The organism is Patescibacteria group bacterium, from assembly GCA_022563395.1.
Lineage (GTDB): Bacteria > Patescibacteriota > Minisyncoccia > Minisyncoccales > UBA10102 > 01-FULL-49-22b.
In genome coordinates, this window is record JADFNM010000001.1 from 90,580 (window position 1) to 107,370 (window position 16,791).

Annotated in this window: 29 protein-coding genes and 1 tRNA gene; 27 read left to right on the plus strand and 3 right to left on the minus strand. The window is 45.8% G+C overall.

The features are described from left to right. The first annotated feature begins 115 nt into the window (after positions 1 to 115). Complete coding sequence (locus IH982_00515) at positions 116 to 679, plus strand: HD domain-containing protein (protein ID MCH7828341.1); 564 nt, start codon at positions 116 to 118, stop codon at positions 677 to 679. Here the strand turns inward: IH982_00515 and IH982_00520 are convergent. The 3 genes from IH982_00520 to IH982_00530 form a co-directional block, all read right to left on the minus strand. Next, complete coding sequence (locus tag IH982_00520) at positions 676 to 969, minus strand: hypothetical protein (protein MCH7828342.1); 294 nt, start codon at positions 967 to 969, stop codon at positions 676 to 678. The genes IH982_00515 and IH982_00520 overlap by 4 nt on opposite strands. A 34-nt stretch (positions 970 to 1,003) precedes the next feature. Further along, a tRNA-Pro gene (locus tag IH982_00525) sits at positions 1,004 to 1,074 on the minus strand. A 159-nt stretch (positions 1,075 to 1,233) separates the two neighbouring features. After that, positions 1,234 to 1,419 (minus strand): 50S ribosomal protein L28, encoded by a 186-nt coding sequence (locus tag IH982_00530; protein ID MCH7828343.1) that lies wholly within the window; start codon positions 1,417 to 1,419, stop codon positions 1,234 to 1,236. A 146-nt stretch (positions 1,420 to 1,565) separates the two neighbouring features. Here IH982_00530 and IH982_00535 point away from each other — a divergent pair, with 146 nt between their 5' ends. The 26 genes from IH982_00535 to IH982_00660 all read left to right on the plus strand — a co-directional run bounded on the left by IH982_00535 (position 1,566) and on the right by IH982_00660 (position 16,774). Then, entirely contained in the window at positions 1,566 to 2,189 is a 624-nt protein-coding gene (locus IH982_00535) for a site-2 protease family protein (GenBank protein MCH7828344.1), read from the plus strand. Between the two features lie 85 nt (positions 2,190 to 2,274). Further along, a complete protein-coding gene (rpsL, locus tag IH982_00540) occupies positions 2,275 to 2,685 on the plus strand; it encodes a 30S ribosomal protein S12 (GenBank protein ID MCH7828345.1) in 411 nt (136 codons plus the stop codon). Between the two features lie 43 nt (positions 2,686 to 2,728). Continuing rightward, a complete protein-coding gene (gene rpsG / locus IH982_00545; protein MCH7828346.1) occupies positions 2,729 to 3,196 on the plus strand; it encodes a 30S ribosomal protein S7 in 468 nt (155 codons plus the stop codon). 104 nt (positions 3,197 to 3,300) lie between these two features. Then, the gene (gene fusA / locus IH982_00550) at positions 3,301 to 5,409 is read left to right on the plus strand and encodes an elongation factor G (protein ID MCH7828347.1); all 2,109 of its coding nucleotides are present in this window, start codon (positions 3,301 to 3,303) and stop codon (positions 5,407 to 5,409) included. A gap of 7 nt (positions 5,410 to 5,416) precedes the next feature. Next, positions 5,417 to 5,623 (plus strand): hypothetical protein, encoded by a 207-nt coding sequence (locus IH982_00555; protein ID MCH7828348.1) that lies wholly within the window; start codon positions 5,417 to 5,419, stop codon positions 5,621 to 5,623. 167 nt (positions 5,624 to 5,790) lie between these two features. Beyond that, on the plus strand, positions 5,791 to 6,984 hold the full coding sequence (tuf, locus tag IH982_00560; GenBank protein MCH7828349.1) for an elongation factor Tu: 1,194 nt from the start codon (positions 5,791 to 5,793) through the stop codon (positions 6,982 to 6,984). Positions 6,985 to 7,016: 32 nt separating this feature from the next. Next, positions 7,017 to 7,361 carry a 30S ribosomal protein S10 gene (rpsJ, locus tag IH982_00565; GenBank protein ID MCH7828350.1) on the plus strand — a complete coding sequence of 115 codons (345 nt, stop codon included), beginning with the start codon at positions 7,017 to 7,019 and terminating at the stop codon, positions 7,359 to 7,361. Positions 7,362 to 7,504: 143 nt separating this feature from the next. Continuing rightward, on the plus strand, positions 7,505 to 8,218 hold the full coding sequence (locus IH982_00570; GenBank protein ID MCH7828351.1) for an SDR family oxidoreductase: 714 nt from the start codon (positions 7,505 to 7,507) through the stop codon (positions 8,216 to 8,218). 319 nt (positions 8,219 to 8,537) lie between these two features. Then, positions 8,538 to 9,089 (plus strand): 50S ribosomal protein L3, encoded by a 552-nt coding sequence (gene rplC, locus IH982_00575; protein MCH7828352.1) that lies wholly within the window; start codon positions 8,538 to 8,540, stop codon positions 9,087 to 9,089. A 1-nt stretch (position 9,090) separates the two neighbouring features. Further along, positions 9,091 to 9,720, plus strand: coding sequence for a 50S ribosomal protein L4 (gene rplD / locus IH982_00580; GenBank protein MCH7828353.1), 630 nt, complete (start codon positions 9,091 to 9,093; stop codon positions 9,718 to 9,720). Between the two features lie 2 nt (positions 9,721 to 9,722). Next, on the plus strand, positions 9,723 to 10,193 hold the full coding sequence (rplW, locus tag IH982_00585) for a 50S ribosomal protein L23 (protein ID MCH7828354.1): 471 nt from the start codon (positions 9,723 to 9,725) through the stop codon (positions 10,191 to 10,193). Position 10,194: 1 nt separating this feature from the next. Next, on the plus strand, positions 10,195 to 10,977 hold the full coding sequence (gene rplB / locus IH982_00590; GenBank protein MCH7828355.1) for a 50S ribosomal protein L2: 783 nt from the start codon (positions 10,195 to 10,197) through the stop codon (positions 10,975 to 10,977). A 5-nt stretch (positions 10,978 to 10,982) separates the two neighbouring features. Next, the gene (gene rpsS / locus IH982_00595) at positions 10,983 to 11,303 is read left to right on the plus strand and encodes a 30S ribosomal protein S19 (GenBank protein ID MCH7828356.1); all 321 of its coding nucleotides are present in this window, start codon (positions 10,983 to 10,985) and stop codon (positions 11,301 to 11,303) included. A gap of 1 nt (position 11,304) precedes the next feature. Further along, positions 11,305 to 11,796 (plus strand): 50S ribosomal protein L22, encoded by a 492-nt coding sequence (rplV, locus tag IH982_00600; protein ID MCH7828357.1) that lies wholly within the window; start codon positions 11,305 to 11,307, stop codon positions 11,794 to 11,796. A gap of 2 nt (positions 11,797 to 11,798) precedes the next feature. Next, positions 11,799 to 12,431, plus strand: a complete 633-nt coding sequence (rpsC, locus tag IH982_00605) for a 30S ribosomal protein S3 (GenBank protein MCH7828358.1) — start codon at positions 11,799 to 11,801, stop codon at positions 12,429 to 12,431. Between the two features lies 1 nt (position 12,432). Continuing rightward, positions 12,433 to 12,846, plus strand: coding sequence for a 50S ribosomal protein L16 (gene rplP / locus IH982_00610; GenBank protein ID MCH7828359.1), 414 nt, complete (start codon positions 12,433 to 12,435; stop codon positions 12,844 to 12,846). Next, positions 12,843 to 13,031, plus strand: a complete 189-nt coding sequence (rpmC, locus tag IH982_00615; GenBank protein MCH7828360.1) for a 50S ribosomal protein L29 — start codon at positions 12,843 to 12,845, stop codon at positions 13,029 to 13,031. The genes rplP and rpmC overlap by 4 nt, the downstream gene beginning before the upstream one ends. A 1-nt stretch (position 13,032) precedes the next feature. Further along, on the plus strand, positions 13,033 to 13,269 hold the full coding sequence (gene rpsQ, locus IH982_00620; GenBank protein MCH7828361.1) for a 30S ribosomal protein S17: 237 nt from the start codon (positions 13,033 to 13,035) through the stop codon (positions 13,267 to 13,269). A 54-nt stretch (positions 13,270 to 13,323) separates the two neighbouring features. Continuing rightward, a complete protein-coding gene (gene rplN / locus IH982_00625) occupies positions 13,324 to 13,692 on the plus strand; it encodes a 50S ribosomal protein L14 (protein ID MCH7828362.1) in 369 nt (122 codons plus the stop codon). 77 nt (positions 13,693 to 13,769) lie between these two features. Then, positions 13,770 to 14,075: a 50S ribosomal protein L24 gene (locus IH982_00630; GenBank protein ID MCH7828363.1), complete on the plus strand. Its 306-nt coding sequence runs from the start codon at positions 13,770 to 13,772 to the stop codon at positions 14,073 to 14,075. 3 nt (positions 14,076 to 14,078) lie between these two features. Continuing rightward, a complete protein-coding gene (gene rplE / locus IH982_00635) occupies positions 14,079 to 14,639 on the plus strand; it encodes a 50S ribosomal protein L5 (GenBank protein ID MCH7828364.1) in 561 nt (186 codons plus the stop codon). A gap of 81 nt (positions 14,640 to 14,720) precedes the next feature. Next, the gene (locus IH982_00640; GenBank protein ID MCH7828365.1) at positions 14,721 to 14,906 is read left to right on the plus strand and encodes a type Z 30S ribosomal protein S14; all 186 of its coding nucleotides are present in this window, start codon (positions 14,721 to 14,723) and stop codon (positions 14,904 to 14,906) included. Continuing rightward, a complete protein-coding gene (rpsH, locus tag IH982_00645) occupies positions 14,900 to 15,289 on the plus strand; it encodes a 30S ribosomal protein S8 (GenBank protein ID MCH7828366.1) in 390 nt (129 codons plus the stop codon). The genes IH982_00640 and rpsH overlap by 7 nt, the downstream gene beginning before the upstream one ends. Continuing rightward, positions 15,286 to 15,852 carry a 50S ribosomal protein L6 gene (gene rplF, locus IH982_00650; GenBank protein MCH7828367.1) on the plus strand — a complete coding sequence of 189 codons (567 nt, stop codon included), beginning with the start codon at positions 15,286 to 15,288 and terminating at the stop codon, positions 15,850 to 15,852. The genes rpsH and rplF overlap by 4 nt, the downstream gene beginning before the upstream one ends. 5 nt (positions 15,853 to 15,857) lie before the next feature. Beyond that, on the plus strand, positions 15,858 to 16,208 hold the full coding sequence (locus IH982_00655; protein MCH7828368.1) for a 50S ribosomal protein L18: 351 nt from the start codon (positions 15,858 to 15,860) through the stop codon (positions 16,206 to 16,208). A 17-nt stretch (positions 16,209 to 16,225) separates the two neighbouring features. Further along, a complete protein-coding gene (locus IH982_00660) occupies positions 16,226 to 16,774 on the plus strand; it encodes a 30S ribosomal protein S5 (protein ID MCH7828369.1) in 549 nt (182 codons plus the stop codon). Positions 16,775 to 16,791: the final 17 nt, after the last annotated feature.

Sequence of the window (16,791 nt, forward strand, 5' to 3'; positions counted from 1 at the left end):
ATGATGTCGTTGCGTTTATTGCAAAGATGAACCAGCGCAATGATAAGTAGGTCATTCAGACGGCTTAGAGGGCGGGGTTTTGCTTTCCGATAACTTTTTTTGTTACAATATACCAATGAACATTTTCCCCCACATCTTAAATAGGGGACTGGCCCACGTGGTAAGATTCAGCTCTATTCCCCAGCATTTTCCAGAGAGCGTGGCAGAGCATTCCTTTTACACCGCTTACTATGTTTCCCTGCTCTGTGATATTTTGGAAAAAGCAGACATTGAGATAAACCGAGAGAAAGCAGTCACCATGGCTTTGATTCACGACACAGAGGAGATGTTTTCAGGCGACATCCTCACTCCATTTAAGCATTATTCAAACGAGGTAAAAGAAACCATCCAAAAGGTGAACCGCGAGGTCATCCCTCAGGTGTATGAGGGATTGCCAAAAGACATGAAAGAGAAATACATTGCCCTCTGGAATGAAGATTCAAATGGGGAGAGTATGGAGGCAAAGATAGTAAAAGTTGCAGACAGACTATCTCTACTTTCAAAGTGTGCTGAAGAGGTAAAGGTGGGAAACGGATACTTTGAGAATATTTACGAGAGCCAGTTGAAACTACTTAAAGATTATGATGCTTCCTGGTGGCAGAAGATAAAAGAGCAGGTCCTCCCCAAGAGTGCTGCTTAAACGAGATTTAGGATGCGCTGAGCTTCTTGCTTCAGGAGTGGTCCTTCGTATTCTCCACTGTGGGCAGAGCTGCCTTGGTAGGAAGGTTGTTTTTGGTCTAAATGAAGTTTAATGATTGCCTCGTCATCCGTAGTTGTGGCGTAGAGGTGAAATCGTGGGTATCTTCTGCCCGTAAGAGACCGAAAAAACCGGAGTTCACCGGTTCTGCTGTCTTGTCCGTCTGGGGCATACCTACATTTCCTCATGATATTGAGAAGGTGTTCCTTTTTAAGAGAGATTGTGAATTTCATGTATAAACTGCTTGGCTTGATAAAATCACCCTTGTCGGGGAGCCGGGAATCGGACCCGGGCTGTACGCACCCCATGCGTACGTACTACCATTATACTACTCCCCGTCATTTTTTAAGGTATCCGCCTTCGGCGGACCCGGGGAAACCCTTCTTATGCCGTCGCCTCAGCGGCGACATGGCAAATTAAGGTAGGTTTCCCGCTAAAAACCACGCAGGTGGTTTTTAGCCCCCATGGACTTGTGCTGCCGTTGCACTATGCCCCGATTATGTTTTTGCCAATGCCTTCTTGCATTTAGCACAAAGTTTCACGCGTTCTCCCGAAGCCAACTTTGCCCACTGGAGATTGGGTTTCTGGATTCTCTTTACGGTAGGGTTGTACTTACCACGGAGCTTTACTAATCTCCAGGCAAGGTTTCTGCCTTTGCCGCACTGTGTACATCGCTGTGCCATATAACCACAATATAGTATTTTGAAAGCTAAATGTCAAAATCTCTCGCTTCGCAAGATATGGCGCAGCCAGACAAATTCCAAACAAACTCAAAATATTAAATACTAAATACTAGATACTAGATACAAAGTATGATAGAATAAGCCGTATGGAATTTATATTCCTCATTGCTATCTTAATATTCTCTGTGGTAATCCACGAAGTCTCCCACGGCGTTGTAGCCAATGCCCTAGGTGACCCCACGGCAAAGAATGCAGGAAGGCTAACCTTAAACCCCATTCCTCACTTAGATCCCATAGGTTCCATTCTCTTGCCGGGGTTTCTTATTTTAATGTCCCAGCTTGGAGGTGGGGGAATTATCTTTGGCTGGGCAAAACCGGTTCCGGTCAATCCCATGAATCTTAAGGGGAAATATGGTTCTGCTTTGGTAAGCATAGCAGGGCCTGGTTCCAATCTTGCTATTGCCCTGATTTTTGGCTTGGCTCTGCGTTTTTTGCCTTTAGTAGAGCTCAATCCAGCTCTGGTCTTAATCTTTTCTTATATTGTCTTCTTAAACATCCTGTTGGCAATATTTAACCTCTTGCCTATTCCTCCCCTCGACGGTTCCCACGTTTTGTTTACCTTTCTGCCCCGTTCGTTTGACGCTTTGAGAATCTTTCTCTCCCGGTTTGGTCTTTTTGTCTTACTCTTTGTTATTTTCTTTTTCTTTGGTTTTGTGTCTTATGTAGTGAACCTCATCTTTAGCCTTATTGTCGGTACCCCATTTTTCTAGGGAATGAGCCGTATCCTTAATTTCGTTAAGTTTTATTGACAAAACATGGGAGTTTTGATAAGCTTCTGTGTGAAAATTGTTTCATATGCCAACGATTCATCAACTTATAAAGAGACCAAGAAAGAAATCCAAGGGAAAGGACAAAACACCTGCTTTAAGTTTTGGTTTTAACACAAAAAAGAACCAGCCCGTGCGGTATGCAGCTCCATATAAAAGGGGAGTATGCCTGCGTGTGTTTACCACCACTCCAAAAAAGCCAAACTCTGCATTGCGCAAGGTTGCAAGGGTCCGTCTTTCCAACGGCATGGAGGTTACGGCCTACATCCCAGGCATAGGCCACAACCTTCAAGAGCACTCCGTGGTGCTGCTTCGAGGTGGAAGAGTAAAGGATCTTCCTGGAGTTCGTTACCATATTGTGCGGGGAGTCTTGGATGCAGGAAGCGTGGAAGGAAGAAAACAAGAGAGATCAAAGTACGGAACCAAGAGAGCAAAGTAAGAACCTTGCCAACGCAAGAACCTTGATTTCTAACGAAATTAGTATGCCAAGAGGAAAGTTTCAAAAAAGAGTTCCCAATCCTGACCTGAAATACAGCAATGCCACAGTGGCAAAGTTTGTGAACCACATTATGATGCGGGGCAAGAAGGCTGTTGCAAGAAAGATTGTGTACGGTGCTTTTGATATTGTAAAAGAGAAGACCAAGAAAGATCCCGTGGAGGTGTTTGAGCGTGCCCTAGAAAATGTTGCTCCCATGATTGAAGTTCGTTCAAAAAGAGTGGGGGGAGCGACCTACCAGGTTCCCGTTCAGGTAAAAGACCACCGTAAAGAATCTTTGGCCACAAGGTGGATTATTACTGCAGCCCGTTCCAAAAAAGGGAAACCCATGCAAGAGAAGTTAGCTGAAGAACTCATGGCAGCGTATAAGCGTGAAGGGGCGGCTTTCAAGAAAAAAGAAGATACGCATCGCATGGCAGAAGCAAACAGAGCATTTGCGCACTTCGCGTGGTGAGATATGGGCGCAAGAATCTCGCCTCGCTCCGCAGCGCCATACCCACGGCCTGCCCGATGCTACGCTCTGGCGAGACTCTTGCGCTTTTGTAATGCAAAAGCAGTATGCCGAGACAATACCCTATTGAGAGAGTGCGCGATATTGGAATAATCGCCCACATTGACGCCGGGAAAACCACCACGACCGAGCGTATTTTGTTTTACACGGGTATTTCCCACAAGATAGGGGAGGTGCATGAAGGGGCAGCTATCATGGACTGGATGGAGCAAGAGAGGGAACGCGGCATTACCATTACCGCAGCCGCCACCACGTGCTTTTGGACTCCAACCTATGTGAAAGAGAAGAACAAAGAAAAGGAGGTTCGAATCAACATTATTGATACTCCGGGCCACATTGACTTTACCGTAGAGGTACAGCGCTCCTTGCGGGTGCTGGACGGTGCCATTGTCGTGTTTGACGGAGTGGCGGGGGTGGAACCCCAGTCAGAAACGGTGTGGCGCCAAGCCGACAAATTTGAGGTTCCCCGTATGTGTTTTATCAACAAGTTAGATCGCATGGGAGCTTCTTTTGAGAAAAGCTTTGGCTCCATTGTAGAAAAACTTACGCCAAATGCTGTAGCGGTGCAGATTCCTAATGGAGAAGAGGACCAATTCTCAAAGATAATCGACTTAATTTCAATGAAGGCATACTCGTTTACGGGGGACTTTGGGGAAACGGTCAAAGAGGAGGAAATTCCAGCAGATTTAAAAGAGAAGGCAAAAGTGTGGCGAGAAAAACTCATGGAAAAGGTAGCAGGAGAGGACGAGTCTTTAATGAATAGGTATCTTGCGGGAGAAGAAATACCGGCTCTAGATATAAAGAGAGTATTGCGCAAAGCCGCTTTGGCAAATAAGTTGATTCCCGTGTTTGTGGGTTCTTCTTTAAAAAACAAAGGTGTGCAGTTAATGCTTGACGGAGTGGTGGACTATCTGCCTTCTCCTCAAGATGTTCCTCCCATTAAAGGGATTGACCCGCGTTCCGGCCAGGAGATTGAACGCCACGCAATAGATACGGAACCCTTCTCTGCTCTTGCCTTCAAGATTGCAACCGATCCCTTTGTAGGTACCCTAACGTATTTTCGCGTGTACTCCGGTACTTTAAAAAAGGGCTCGTATGTGTATAACGCTACGACGGGCGTCAAAGAGAGGATTTCTCGTATCTTGAGAATGCATGCGAATGAAAGAGAAGAGGTGGAGGAGCTCTATGCGGGGGACATTGCTGCCACTGTGGGGCTTAAAAACACTTCCACGGGGCACACCTTGTCGGACGAAGCAAACCCCATCTTGCTTGAACAGATTACCTTTCCAGAGCCTGTTATTTCGGTTCGCATTGAACCTGCCACCAAAGCTGACCAGGAGAAAATGGGCATGGCGTTAAAACGTTTGTCGGACGAAGACCCAACCTTTAGGGTTTTAACAGACCAGGAGACCAAAGAGATCATTATCTCTGGCATGGGAGAGCTGCACTTGGAAATCATCGTAGACCGAATGAAAAGAGAGTTTAATGTTACAGCCAATGTTGGAAGACCTCAGGTTGCCTACAAGGAAACCATTAAGCAAGAAGCAGAAGCAGAAGAGAAGTATGTCAGGCAGTCTGGCGGTCGTGGGCAGTATGGTCACGTCGTTTTGAGCGTTGAGGCCAAGGAGCGGGGAGAGGGCTTTGAGTTTGTAAATAAGATTAAGGGCGGCGCTATTCCTCAAGAATACATTCCAGCCGTAGAAAAAGGAGTAAAAGAAGCCATGGACAAGGGAGTGATAGCTGGGTATCCTGTTATTGACTTGAAAGCAACGCTGCTTGACGGGTCTTTTCATGAGGTGGACTCTTCTGAGTTTGCCTTTAAGATTGCCGCCTCCATTGCCTTTCAGGCTGCAGCAAAGAAAGCTCATGCAGTGTTGCTGGAACCCGTAATGTCGCTTGAGGTAATAATACCCTCTAATTTTCTTGGAGACGTAATTGGAGATTTGTCAGCAAGAAGAGGAAGGATTGAAGAGACAAAAGACCGGGGAAACCTCAAGGTGATAGATGTCAAGATTCCTTTATCTGAGATGTTTGGGTATGCCACCAACGTGAGGTCCTTGACCGAAGGAAGAGGAACCTTTACCATGGAGTTCAACACGTATGAGGAGGTGCCGGGGAATATAGCAAATGAAATTATTGAAGGCAAGCGCAGATAAAAGAACTATGGACTTGGAAGAATTAAAACGCATACTGCAAAAAGATAAGGGAAAGATTATCATTGTTGAAAACGGAAAGCCCGTGATGATAATTCTCCCCTACGAAAATCAGGACTTGCATCATAGCCAAGAGGAGGCAGTTGAACCTCCTTTGGAGGAAGAAGAGATGGGGCCTGTTCCTGGGGAGTTGACAATTGACGATTTGCCGCTATAATTGGAACATTGTCAATTAACGAGCAGTAGCGAGTATAATTGGAACATTGTCAATTAACGAGCAGTAGCGAGTATAATTGGAACATTGTCAATTAACGAGCAGTAGCGAGTATAATTGATAATTGCAATACTTAAGTAATAAATAAGAATTGATCGAAGAATACACATATGGCAGAAAAGTTTGAGCGAACAAAGCCCCACGTCAATGTTGGTACCATTGGTCACGTTGACCACGGAAAAACCACGTTGTCAGCGGCCATCCTGCATAGTTTGAAGTTGGCAGGAAAGAACGTGACCGAGAAATCGATTGACCAGATTGACGCTGCTCCAGAAGAAAAACAGCGGGGTATTACCATTAACATCGCGCACTTGGAGTATGAGACCGACAAGCGCCACTATGCACACATTGACGCTCCAGGCCATGCAGACTATATCAAGAACATGATTACGGGAGCAGCCCAGATGGATGGCGCCATTTTGGTGGTTTCAGCTCCAGACGGCCCCATGCCTCAGACCAGAGAGCACATTCTTTTAGCCAGGCAAGTGGGAATTCCGTCTATTATTGTTTTTTTGAACAAGATTGATATGGTGGATGACCCAGAAATTGCAGATTTGGTAGAATCTGAGGTCAGAGAGCTTTTAAAAAAGTATAACTACCCAGGAGATGATGTTCCTGTAATTCGGGGTTCTGCTCTAAAGGCATTGGAGGCAACTTCCGTGGACGACGAAGCAATAAAACCCATCTTGGAACTCATGAACAAGGTGGATGAATACATTCCAGAGCCTGTTCGAGAGATAGACAAGCCATTTTTAATGGCAGTAGAAGATGTCTTTTCGATTGAAGGGCGAGGAACCGTAGCTACGGGAAGAATTGAGCGTGGCATTGTGAAGTCCAACGAAGAAGTTGAGCTGGTTGGCATTAAGCCCACCTCAAAAACCGTTGTTGTGTCTGTAGAAATGTTTAACAAGTCTTTAGATGAAGGACGAGCCGGTGATAACGTTGGTATTCTTTTGCGAGGAACCAAGAAAGAAGAGATTGAACGAGGTCAGGTGTTAGCAAAGCCAGGATCCGTAACACCCCACACCGAGTTTGAGGCCGAGGTGTATGTTTTGGCCAAAGAGGAAGGTGGAAGACACACCCCATTCTTTAAGGGGTACAAACCGCAGTTCTACTTTAGAACTACAGATGTAACCGGCGACGTTGAACTTCCAGAGGGGACCGAAATGGTAATGCCTGGAGATACCGTGAACTTTAAGGTAAAACTCTTGGTGCCAATTGCCATGGAAGAAAAGCAGAGATTTGCCATCAGGGAGGGTGGAAAGACCGTGGGAGCAGGAGTTGTGATCAAGATTCTCAACTAACCATCCCTCGTTCCTCACGCCCCGTACCTTTTATGCCTCCGACAAAGCAAAAAGCAGAAAAACTCTTGCCATTGCAGCAAAAGCTGAGAATAAAGATCTCAGCCTACGACCATAAGGTCATTGACGCTTCCTCAAAGCAGATCATTGATACTGTTCTCAGATATGGATGCGAGGCAGTAGGTCCTGTTCCCTTGCCAACGGAAATTAAGAAGTATACGGTGAATCGCTCTTCTTTTGTGCATAAGGACTCAAGGGAACAGTTTGAGATGAGGGTGCACAAGAGAATCATAGACATTCTCAACCCCAGCCAGAAGGTGATTGAGGCCTTAACCAGTCTCAACCTTCCTGCCGGCGTTGACATCGAAATCAAAATGTAGCTAGAGAATTGCACTCATCCTAAATGTAATTAAGGAATCCTTAGTTTCATTTAGGAGATATGTGCAAGAATCAGTACTGCTTAAACGAGATTTAAGCAAACCAAAGAATCGCCAAACAGGCGGTTTTTTGGTAGAATAAAAATATGAAGCTAGAGAACAAAACCGCATTAATAACTGGGGGTTCGCAAGGAATTGGTAAGGCTATTGCTGGGAGGTTTATTAGGGAAGGTGCAAAGGCCATAGTTTTTGATGTTAAAAAGCCAGACTACGAGGCAGAATTTTATCAAGTCGATATACGAGAAGAAGAACAAATCAAAGCAGCTTTTGAACAAATCAAAAGTCTAGATATTCTCGTCAATAATGCTGGCGTTTACTTTGAGGAGGCGGTAGAGAGCACAACAAAGAAGCAGTTGGATGACATTGTTGATACCAACATTAAGGGGACGTATTTGATGTGCACGTATGGGATTCCGCTGATTAAGAATAGTAAGGGTACTATCATTAACATCTCTTCTGGGCTTGGGTTAGTCCCCGACCCAGCTGCTCCTGCATATTGTGCAACGAAAGCCGCTATAACCATGCTCACAAAATGCATGGCACAGGAGTATGCTGCAGAAGGAGTAAGGATAAATGCAATTCTGCCTGGTCCAATTGATACACCGATGTTGAGGAGTGTCTTTGCTTCTGAGAAAGAATTTGATGACTATGCGAAATCGAATCCACTAGGGAAAATTGGGAAAGTAGAGGATGTTGCAAATGTTGCAGCTTTTTTGGCATCAGACGAAGCAAGCTACGTAACTGGAAGTTTGTATACGGTTGATGGAGGAGAGTCTTCATCAAGCCTGCACTCTAAATAAAACAGGTTCTAACGTCGTCCAGTAGGGGGGGGAGCCATTATTGCTTAAACGAGATTTAGGCAATATTCATTTAAATGAATGGTTCCTTAATGAAATTAAGGAGATATGCGGGAAGTCATTAGTTCTTAAACGAGATTTAAGCAAACCAGGAACCGCCCACTAAGAGCGGTTTTTGGTTGATGTGTTGACAGTCTTTGAGTATTGTCATATACTCTATTCTATGAACGCTAAGCCAGCCTTGTGAGCGGCGGAGAGGTTGTAGCCACACTACGTCTATGTTAGATGTGCCAGGGTTACACCCTGGCGTTTTGTTGTAAATATGAAGGCAATAGTAGGAAGAAAACTGGGTATGACCCAGATATTTAAAGAGGACAAAGTCATTCCGGTGACCGTTATTGAAGCTGGCCCTGTTTCTGTTTTGCGAAAACTGACCAAAGAAAAGGATGGGTATGACGCAGTGCAGGTTGGGTTTCAGCCAAAAAAGAAGGGATACAAGGCAGTGAAAGAGATTAAAGGAAGCCAACTTGAAGTTGGGGACCAAATGACCGTTTCTGTGTTTGAGGAAGGAGATAAGGTGAAAATCTCTGGTATTTCTAAGGGAAAGGGATTTCAAGGAGGTGTGAAGCGCCACGGATTTCACGGAAGAAAGGCCACCCACGGAGTAAAGCATGAGGAACGAACCATTGGGTCTGTTGGAAGCATGTTTCCCCAGAGAGTTATTAAAGGAAGACGCATGCCAGGGCGGATGGGAGCGGAAAAGATAACAACCAAAAACCTTCAGGTGGTGCAGGTTGATGCAGAAAAGAATCTGCTTTCTGTGAAAGGAGCTGTTCCCGGAAGACCGGGTACACTCCTTTTTATTCAAGGATAATATGAAACAGGCATTGCTAAACACAAAAGGAGAAAAAGCAGGTGAGCTGGAATTGTCAGACAAGATTTTTGGGGTTGCCTGGAATCCTGACTTGGTGCACCAGGTAGTCATCATTCAGCAGGGGAACAAAAGACAAGCTTCAGCTAAGGTAAAAGACCGGGGTGAAGTGCGAGGAGGCGGAAAGAAGCCTTGGCGACAAAAAGGTACAGGAAGAGCAAGACACGGGTCCACTCGTTCTCCCCTCTGGAGGGGGGGGGGAGTTACCCATGGCCCCACCAGCGAGCGCAACTACAAAAGAAAACTCAACACCAAGATGCGAAAGAAGGCCTTGTTTTCGGCCCTGTCAGAAAAGCTCCGAGAGAGCAAGGTTTTCTTACTCGATTCTTTCGGTATTGAGAACGCCAAGACCAAGGAGCTGATAGCGGCACTGCATAACCTTCCCCTAAACGAAAAAAGCACCTTGTTGGTGTTACCAGCAATGGAGCAAAAGGTGATTCTTGCTTCACGCAACATTCCGTACTTGAGTACGGTGCAGGCGCGAGAGTTAAACGTTTTGGACGTCATGAATGCAACGAATGTCATCTTGCCCAAGGAATCATTGAAAATACTAGAGGAAACGTTTGGGAATTAATTATGCCATTCAGCTTTTTAAAAAAGTTAAAAGAAATAAGGAAAGAATTAGACCCCAGGCGTTCTTCGACCTCTCAAAAAGGACTCCACGAGACACGTGCCCGCGCGAAACAAGCAGTTGACTCTCACCCAAAAGAACATGAAGCCGCTCCACAGTCAGCTCCTGTTATAAAAAAGAAGGTAAAGAGGGCACCTTCTTTCCCAAGTGTTTTGTTGAATCCACACATCACAGAAAAGGCAACCTTGCTGGGGGAGAAGGGGCAGTATGTGTTTCGGGTTCAACCACAGGCAACAAAAGACGCAGTGAAACAGTCGGTGGAAGCGCTGTATGGAGTTGCGGTTCGAAACGTTCGCTTGATAAAGAAGCCAGCAAAGAAGATTCGTATTGGCCGAAGAGAAGGCGTAAAACAAGGATTGAAAAAGGCAGTGGTTCAACTAAAAGCAGGAGAAAGCATTGAAGTTATTTCAAGATAGTATGCCAAAGGTTTCAAAGAAACGACCAGAAAAAGCATTGCTGAGGTATCTTAGTAAAAGTGGAGGGAGGAACAACAGGGGCAGGATCACCGTGTGGCACAGAGGAGGAGGGGTAAAACGTCTCTATCGTGTAGTTGACTTTGCACAGGGGCATCTTAACATGCCCGGCAAAGTTGTTGCCATTGAATACGATCCCAACCGCAATGCGCGACTTGCCTTGCTGGAGTATGAAAATGGGGAGCGCTCTTACGTCTTGGCTCCGCATGAGCTCAAAGAGGGTGACGAGATTGTGACAAAAGACAAGACTGAGATACGAACCGGAAATAGAATGCGCATTGGCAATATTCCCGTTGGAACCATGGTGTACAATGTGGAGTTAAGCCCTGACCGAGGCGGAAAGCTTGTGCGTGGAGCGGGGGCCGCAGCTCAGGTACTTTCGCATGATGCAGGGTATACCCACTTGGCACTGCCATCCACGGAAGTAAGGAGGATTCCTTCAAAAAGTTTTGCTTCAGTGGGTATGGTTTCCAATCCAGAATACCGATACCAAAAGGTAAAAAATGCAGGCTCAAACCGCCTGAAAGGAAAACGCCCCAAGGTTAGAGGAACCGCGATGAACCCTGTGGATCATCCCCACGGGGGAGGTGAGGGAAGGACCGGAAGGGGAATGAAGCATCCCAAAACCCCCTGGGGAAAGCCTGCCTTGGGAGTGAAAACCAGAAAGAAGAAATGGTCAGACAAGCTTATTGTACAGCGGAGGAAAAAGAAAAAGCGAAAGAAATAAAAACCATGGCACGATCACTCAAGAAGGGCCCATACATTGACGAAAATCTTCAAAATCGGTTAAAAAACCGAAAACTGGGAGACAAGACCGTTTTAAAAACCTGGTCTAGGAGAGCCACCATTACTCCAGAAATGGTTGGGTTCATCTTTGGCGTGCATACGGGAAAAGACTTTGTGCAAGTTGTGGTACATGAAGAGATGGTGGGCCATAAACTGGGTGAGTTTGCAGCAACCACGAAATTTTCCCGTCATGGTGGAAGGATGCAAAAAGAAATAGAGCAAAAGGCGGCAACGGGCGCTGCTCCGGCCGCAGCAGAGAAGAAGTAACATGAAAGCAACGGCAAAACTGAGGTATTTAAGAATGGCACCTCGCAAGGTTCGCATGGCGGTTGACCTCATTCGGGGAAAGAAGGTTGTGGAAGCGCAACGCCTGCTTCAATTTGCCGCAAAACATTCTGCATTGCCGGTGTTAAAAACGCTAAACTCAGCTATTGCTTCCGCAAAGAACAATTTTGAGGCGGACGTGGCCAATTTATATATCTCCCATATTGCGGTAAACGAGGGACCAAAGTTAAAGCGATACCGCCCAAGGGCGCGGGGACAGGCCTACGAGATCCAGAAGAAGACTTCCCATCTTACCATTGTGGTAGATGAGATTGAGCAGGGTAAGACAAAGAAAGCCCTGCCTAAATCTCGTTTAGGAACTCCTAACCGAGATTTAGGCAAAACTGCAAAGCCAAGTTTTCGGCCAGTGCAGGAAACCGCAAAGCAAAAGGAACCGAGAGGAATGCAGAGAATGTTTAGAAGAAAAAGTATCTAACCATGACACATAAAGTACATCCCAAAATCTTTCGCATCAGGGAAACCAAGGACTGGCTTTCTCGTTGGGTTGACAAGAGATTGTATGCTAAAACCCTAGAGGAGGATTTTCGCATTCGAGAGTTCTTGCAAAAGAAACTGAAAGATGCTTCTTTGGAATCCATTGAGATTGAGCGGGCGGCTTCGCGCATCACGGTCATTATCAATTCAGGGAGACCAGGATTGATCATTGGAAGGGGAGGGTCTGGTATTGAGATTGTGAAAAAGGCGCTGCAAAAGCTTGTTGGAGTAAAAGACATTCGCTTGGAGATTCGAGAAATCAAGAACCCCTTAGAGTCAGCTACTCTGATAGCCCAGAACATTGCCCAGCAGTTAGAAAAGAGAATGCCGCACCGCAGGGTCTTAAAGCAGATCATGCAAAAGATTATGGCAAACAAAGAAATTCAGGGAGCTAAATTGGAGGTGGCGGGACGTTTGGGTGGAGCGGATATTGCCAGGCGAGAAGGATTAAAAGAGGGTCGCTTGCCTTTGCAGACCATGCGTTCTGTAGTAGATTATGCCTTAGTGGAGGCTAGAACCACGTATGGCACTATTGGGGTGAAGGTATGGCTGTACAAAGGAGAAAAATTTGACTAATATGTTGACACCAAAGAAGGTAAAACACAGAAAGTGGATGAAAGGACGAAGCAAAGGGTTGGCAAACCGAGGTACCGAACTTTCCTTTGGCAGCTATGGTTTGAAATCCCAGGGAACCCAGTGGATACCCTCTCGTCAAATAGAGGCTGCACGGCGAGCAATCATTAGGTACCTGCGCAAGGGAGGAAAGATGTGGATTCGCATTTTCCCAGACAAGCCCATCACAAGAAAAGGAGCCGAAACCCCCATGGGAGGCGGCAAGGGAGGTGTGGATCACTATGTTTTTCCTATAAAGCCTGGCAGGATTATCTTTGAGATTGAAGGTATTACAGAAGACATGGCAAGGGAGGCGCTGCGCAAGGCCGCAGCAAAGCTGTCTGTTAAGACAAGTGTTGTCACAAGGGAGAAATCATGAAATTGGTTGAGCTGAGAAAAAAGACCGAAACGGAGCTGCTGGATATGAACAGGAACCTGAAAGAAAAGGGACGGGATCTTCGCTTTCAGTTGGCAGCAGGCAAGGTAAAGAATGTGCGGGAAATCCGTTTGACCAAAAAGAGCATAGCCCAGGTACAAACGATATTACAAGAAAAGAAACGCTAACATGCCAAAAAGACAATTAACCGGCATTGTGGTTTCAGACAAGATGCAAAAGACTCGCGTGGTTCAGGTTGAGAGGTTAAAAACCCACCCAAAATACAAGAGGAGATACCGTTCTCATGAGAAGTATAAAGCGCATGATGAACAAAGCGAGTACCACACAGGCGATAAAGTGATTATTGAGGAGATGCGACCAATGAGCAAGGACAAGAGATGGAACATCGTGAAACGTGTAGTGTGAAACCTGAAACGTGTAGTAATTTTTACGTTTCATGTTTCATGTTTTAGGAATAACATGATTCAACCGCAGACAAATTTAAAAGTAGCTGACAATACGGGAGCAAAGCTCATCCAGTGTTTTCGTGTGTTGGGTGGTACCAGGAGACGGTATGCTGAAATTGGCGATGTCATCGTGGCAGCGGTCAAGGAAGCTGAACCTCGGCGCCAGGTGAAAAAGCACGACGTGGTAAAGGCAGTTGTGGTGAGACAGAGAAAGCCCTATCGGAGAAGTGACGGCTCCTATATCTCTTTTGACGAGAACGCAGCAGTGATTTTGGAAAAAGACAAGGAACCAATGGGAGGAAGAATGTTTGGTCCTTTTCCCCGGGAGATTCGAGAAAGGGGATACACGAAGATAGCAGCATTAGCCCCAGAACTCATATAGCGCTGCGCGATATATTAATCGTATTTTCTCAGAATTTTATTCAACACATTGCTAAAATTTCTTAAAAATACTCTACTATGAAACTCAAGAAAGGTGATACCGTTCAGGTTATGTCGGGAAAAGAAAAGGGAAAGCGTGGCAAGATTTCACGGGTGTATCCAGAAGACTTTCTTTTGGTGGTAGAGGGAGTGAACATTAAGAAGCGGCACCGCAAGCCAACCAAATCAGGGGAAAAAGGACAAACCATAGAAAAGCAGAATCCCATTCCTTCAAGCAAGGTACAACTGGTGTGTTCAAAGTGCAGCAAGGCAGTACGCATTGGCTACAGGGTGGAAGGGAAGACCAAGATTAGGATATGTAAGAAATGTGGCGCAGAAGTCTAAACCATGGAAAACATGAAAAGGCGATACGAAAAAGTAGTAATTCCCGAAATGGTAAAACGCTTCGGATACAAAAATGTTATGGCAGCTCCGCGTATTGAAAAGGTGGTGCTCAATTCTTCTTTTGGGAAGCTGGCTTCTGCAAAGACCAGTGAGGAGGCAGGGAAGATTGGAAAAGCCATTGCAGAGGATATGGGCCAGATTGCAGGACAAAAGCCCGTACAGACCCGCGCCAAAAAATCCATTGCAACCTTCAAGCTGAGACAAGGAGCTCCCATTGGGGTGAAAGTAACTTTACGGGGGCAAAGGATGTATGATTTTCTAGGCCGGCTCGTTCACGTTGTACTGCCGCGCTCCCGCGACTTTCAGGGGTTAAAGACCTCCTTTGTCGATAACCATGGCAATTTGAGCATTGGCATTACAGAGCATTTGTTTTTTCCCGAGATTTCCCTGGAAAAGTCAAAGATTCCCTTTAGCCTGGAGGTTACAATCCCTACGACGGCAAAGACCAAAGAGGAAGGGCTGGAATTATTCAAGTTGTTAGGATTCCCAATGCAAACGGAATGATATATAATCGTCAAATTTCTGAAGGACACCTTAAAGTTTTTGGAGGTTGAACACCTTTTTACCAAAAAGGGGTCCACATGTATGGCAAAAAAGTCACAGATTGAAAGAGCAAAAAAGAAGCCAAAGTTTGCCTCGCGCGTTGTGAGAAGATGTTTTCGATGTGGAAGAAAGAGAGGATTCATGCGAGACTTTGGGCTTTGTCGAATTTGTTTTCGGGAAATGGCGAACAAAGGATTAATACCTGGTATAACGAAATCTTCATGGTAGACCCTATAGCAGACATGATTAATAGAATAAAGAATGCTCAAGCTGTCAAAAAGGAAACGGTTGAGGTTCCCTTTTCTAAGATCCGTTTTGAGATTGGAAAGATTTTGGAGCGCACAGGCTTTTTGAAAAAAGTGGAGTTAAAGACCAAAAGAAGCAAGCGGCCTATTGAACTGACCCTGCAATACAAAGAGGGGATGCCGGTAATCTCTGACGTGAAGCGTATATCAAAACCAGGGAAGCGCATGTATGCGACAGCGTCCCAACTCACAAAGATTGCACGCAGGAGAGGTATTGTTATCGTTTCTACCTCCAAGGGATTGATGACCGCGGGGGAAGCACGGGCGCAAGGTCTCGGAGGAGAATTACTTTGTGAAATATTATGAGCAGGATAGGAAAAAAACCAATTGAAATACCGTCTGGAGTTGAGGTTATTTTAGAAAACCACACAGCTAAGGTGAAAGGCGCTAAAGGAGAGCTTAACTATGCTTTGCATCCAGACGTTGCAGTGAAAATGGAGGATAGCCAGATTGTAGTTTCCCTGAATGCCGGGCTTTCAAAAAAGCGTGCAAACCAAGCAAAGAGCCTGTGGGGATTGACTCGGACACTTCTTTTTAACATGATATGGGGCGTATCTGAAGGATACCAAAAGAAACTTGAGATAGAAGGAACTGGATATAGGGCTGCTGTAGAGGGTGACTCTCTAAACCTTTCTCTTGGTTTTTCCCACGCGGTAAACTTAAAGATTCCAGAAGGGCTTTCTTGCGAAGTTCAAAAGAACGTCATTATTGTTTCTGGCATCAGCAAAGAACGGGTGGGTGAATTTGCCGCCCACATTCGAAGATTGCGTCCCGTGGAGCCATACAAGGGTAAGGGCATTAGATACGAAGGCGAGGTTGTGCGCAGAAAAGTAGGAAAGAAGGCAGCCGGTGTAACCGGAGCCGCATAAGGATTATGGTAAAGATTACAGCAAAGGAGCGGAGAAAAGCCCGGCATCGTCGCATCAGGACGAGGATACAGGGAACAAAAGAGCGTCCCCGGCTTGTGGTTTCTCGTTCCAATCAGCATCTGTATGCCCAGTTGGTGGATGATGAAACGGGAAATGTGCTCGCTGCGGTTTCTGATTTGAAAGCCAAGGGAAAAATGTCAGGAGTGAAGCTTGCCAAGTCAGTAGGAAAGGCCATAGCTAAGAAAGCTCAAGGCCAAGGAGTTTCAAAGGCGGTGTTTGATCGGGGAGGGTATAAGTATCACGGAAGCGTTAAAGCATTGGCGGAAGGTGCAAGAGAAGGAGGATTACAATTTTAGACCCCACGACTATTAATATGCCAGGAAAACAACGAAGACAGCCTCAGAGAAGGCAGCCGCGAGAGAAATCCGAGTTTGATTCAAAACTCGTGGATTTAGCTCGCGTTGTGCGTGTGTCAGCTGGCGGGAGGAGATTCCGTTTCCGTGCTGTGGTGGTGGCCGGAGACAAGAAATCTCGGGTTGGAGTTGGCGTTGCAAAGGGAGGTGATGTTGCCCAGGCAGTGGAAAAGGCAACCCGCAAAGCGACAAAGAACCTGGTGCATGTCCCAATTGTAGAGGAGACCATACCCCATGAGGTAGAAGGCCATTTTGGAGCTTCCCACATTCTGTTAAAGCCCCAGCGAAAGGGACGAGGACTAGTTGCAGGAGGGGTGACAAGAATTATTGCAGAGAAGGCCGGTATCAAGAACATTTCTGCAAAGACCATTTCAAAGAGCAGAAATAAGTTAAACAATGCTTTAGCAACCCTAGCTGCTATAAGAAAGCTTAAGGTAAGGGAAGTAAATGAACCCAAGGTTGCAGAGGAAGCTGAAAACGAGAAACCAGAACAAGAAACTGCAAAATAAGAACCTGCAAAGCAGAA

Coding starts and splice junctions, on each gene's coding strand:
- tuf (MCH7828349.1), top strand. CDS start 5,791: ATGGCAGAAAAGTTTGAGCGAACAAAGCCCCACGTCAATGTTGGTACC.
- rplE (MCH7828364.1), top strand. CDS start 14,079: ATGGAAAACATGAAAAGGCGATACGAAAAAGTAGTAATTCCCGAAATG.
- rplF (MCH7828367.1), top strand. CDS start 15,286: ATGAGCAGGATAGGAAAAAAACCAATTGAAATACCGTCTGGAGTTGAG.
- rplB (MCH7828355.1), top strand. CDS start 10,195: ATGCCAAAGGTTTCAAAGAAACGACCAGAAAAAGCATTGCTGAGGTAT.
- rpsC (MCH7828358.1), top strand. CDS start 11,799: ATGACACATAAAGTACATCCCAAAATCTTTCGCATCAGGGAAACCAAG.
- IH982_00660 (MCH7828369.1), top strand. CDS start 16,226: ATGCCAGGAAAACAACGAAGACAGCCTCAGAGAAGGCAGCCGCGAGAG.
- rplW (MCH7828354.1), top strand. CDS start 9,723: ATGCCATTCAGCTTTTTAAAAAAGTTAAAAGAAATAAGGAAAGAATTA.
- IH982_00530 (MCH7828343.1), bottom strand. CDS start 1,419: ATGGCACAGCGATGTACACAGTGCGGCAAAGGCAGAAACCTTGCCTGG.
- rplV (MCH7828357.1), top strand. CDS start 11,305: ATGAAAGCAACGGCAAAACTGAGGTATTTAAGAATGGCACCTCGCAAG.
- rplC (MCH7828352.1), top strand. CDS start 8,538: ATGAAGGCAATAGTAGGAAGAAAACTGGGTATGACCCAGATATTTAAA.
- rplN (MCH7828362.1), top strand. CDS start 13,324: ATGATTCAACCGCAGACAAATTTAAAAGTAGCTGACAATACGGGAGCA.
- IH982_00655 (MCH7828368.1), top strand. CDS start 15,858: ATGGTAAAGATTACAGCAAAGGAGCGGAGAAAAGCCCGGCATCGTCGC.
- rpsQ (MCH7828361.1), top strand. CDS start 13,033: ATGCCAAAAAGACAATTAACCGGCATTGTGGTTTCAGACAAGATGCAA.
- fusA (MCH7828347.1), top strand. CDS start 3,301: ATGCCGAGACAATACCCTATTGAGAGAGTGCGCGATATTGGAATAATC.
- IH982_00515 (MCH7828341.1), top strand. CDS start 116: ATGAACATTTTCCCCCACATCTTAAATAGGGGACTGGCCCACGTGGTA.
- rpsG (MCH7828346.1), top strand. CDS start 2,729: ATGCCAAGAGGAAAGTTTCAAAAAAGAGTTCCCAATCCTGACCTGAAA.
- rpsJ (MCH7828350.1), top strand. CDS start 7,017: ATGCCTCCGACAAAGCAAAAAGCAGAAAAACTCTTGCCATTGCAGCAA.
- rpsL (MCH7828345.1), top strand. CDS start 2,275: ATGCCAACGATTCATCAACTTATAAAGAGACCAAGAAAGAAATCCAAG.
- IH982_00570 (MCH7828351.1), top strand. CDS start 7,505: ATGAAGCTAGAGAACAAAACCGCATTAATAACTGGGGGTTCGCAAGGA.
- rplP (MCH7828359.1), top strand. CDS start 12,433: ATGTTGACACCAAAGAAGGTAAAACACAGAAAGTGGATGAAAGGACGA.
- rpsS (MCH7828356.1), top strand. CDS start 10,983: ATGGCACGATCACTCAAGAAGGGCCCATACATTGACGAAAATCTTCAA.
- rpsH (MCH7828366.1), top strand. CDS start 14,900: ATGGTAGACCCTATAGCAGACATGATTAATAGAATAAAGAATGCTCAA.
- rplD (MCH7828353.1), top strand. CDS start 9,091: ATGAAACAGGCATTGCTAAACACAAAAGGAGAAAAAGCAGGTGAGCTG.
- rpmC (MCH7828360.1), top strand. CDS start 12,843: ATGAAATTGGTTGAGCTGAGAAAAAAGACCGAAACGGAGCTGCTGGAT.
- IH982_00520 (MCH7828342.1), bottom strand. CDS start 969: ATGAAATTCACAATCTCTCTTAAAAAGGAACACCTTCTCAATATCATG.
- IH982_00535 (MCH7828344.1), top strand. CDS start 1,566: ATGGAATTTATATTCCTCATTGCTATCTTAATATTCTCTGTGGTAATC.
- IH982_00630 (MCH7828363.1), top strand. CDS start 13,770: ATGAAACTCAAGAAAGGTGATACCGTTCAGGTTATGTCGGGAAAAGAA.
- IH982_00555 (MCH7828348.1), top strand. CDS start 5,417: ATGGACTTGGAAGAATTAAAACGCATACTGCAAAAAGATAAGGGAAAG.
- IH982_00640 (MCH7828365.1), top strand. CDS start 14,721: ATGGCAAAAAAGTCACAGATTGAAAGAGCAAAAAAGAAGCCAAAGTTT.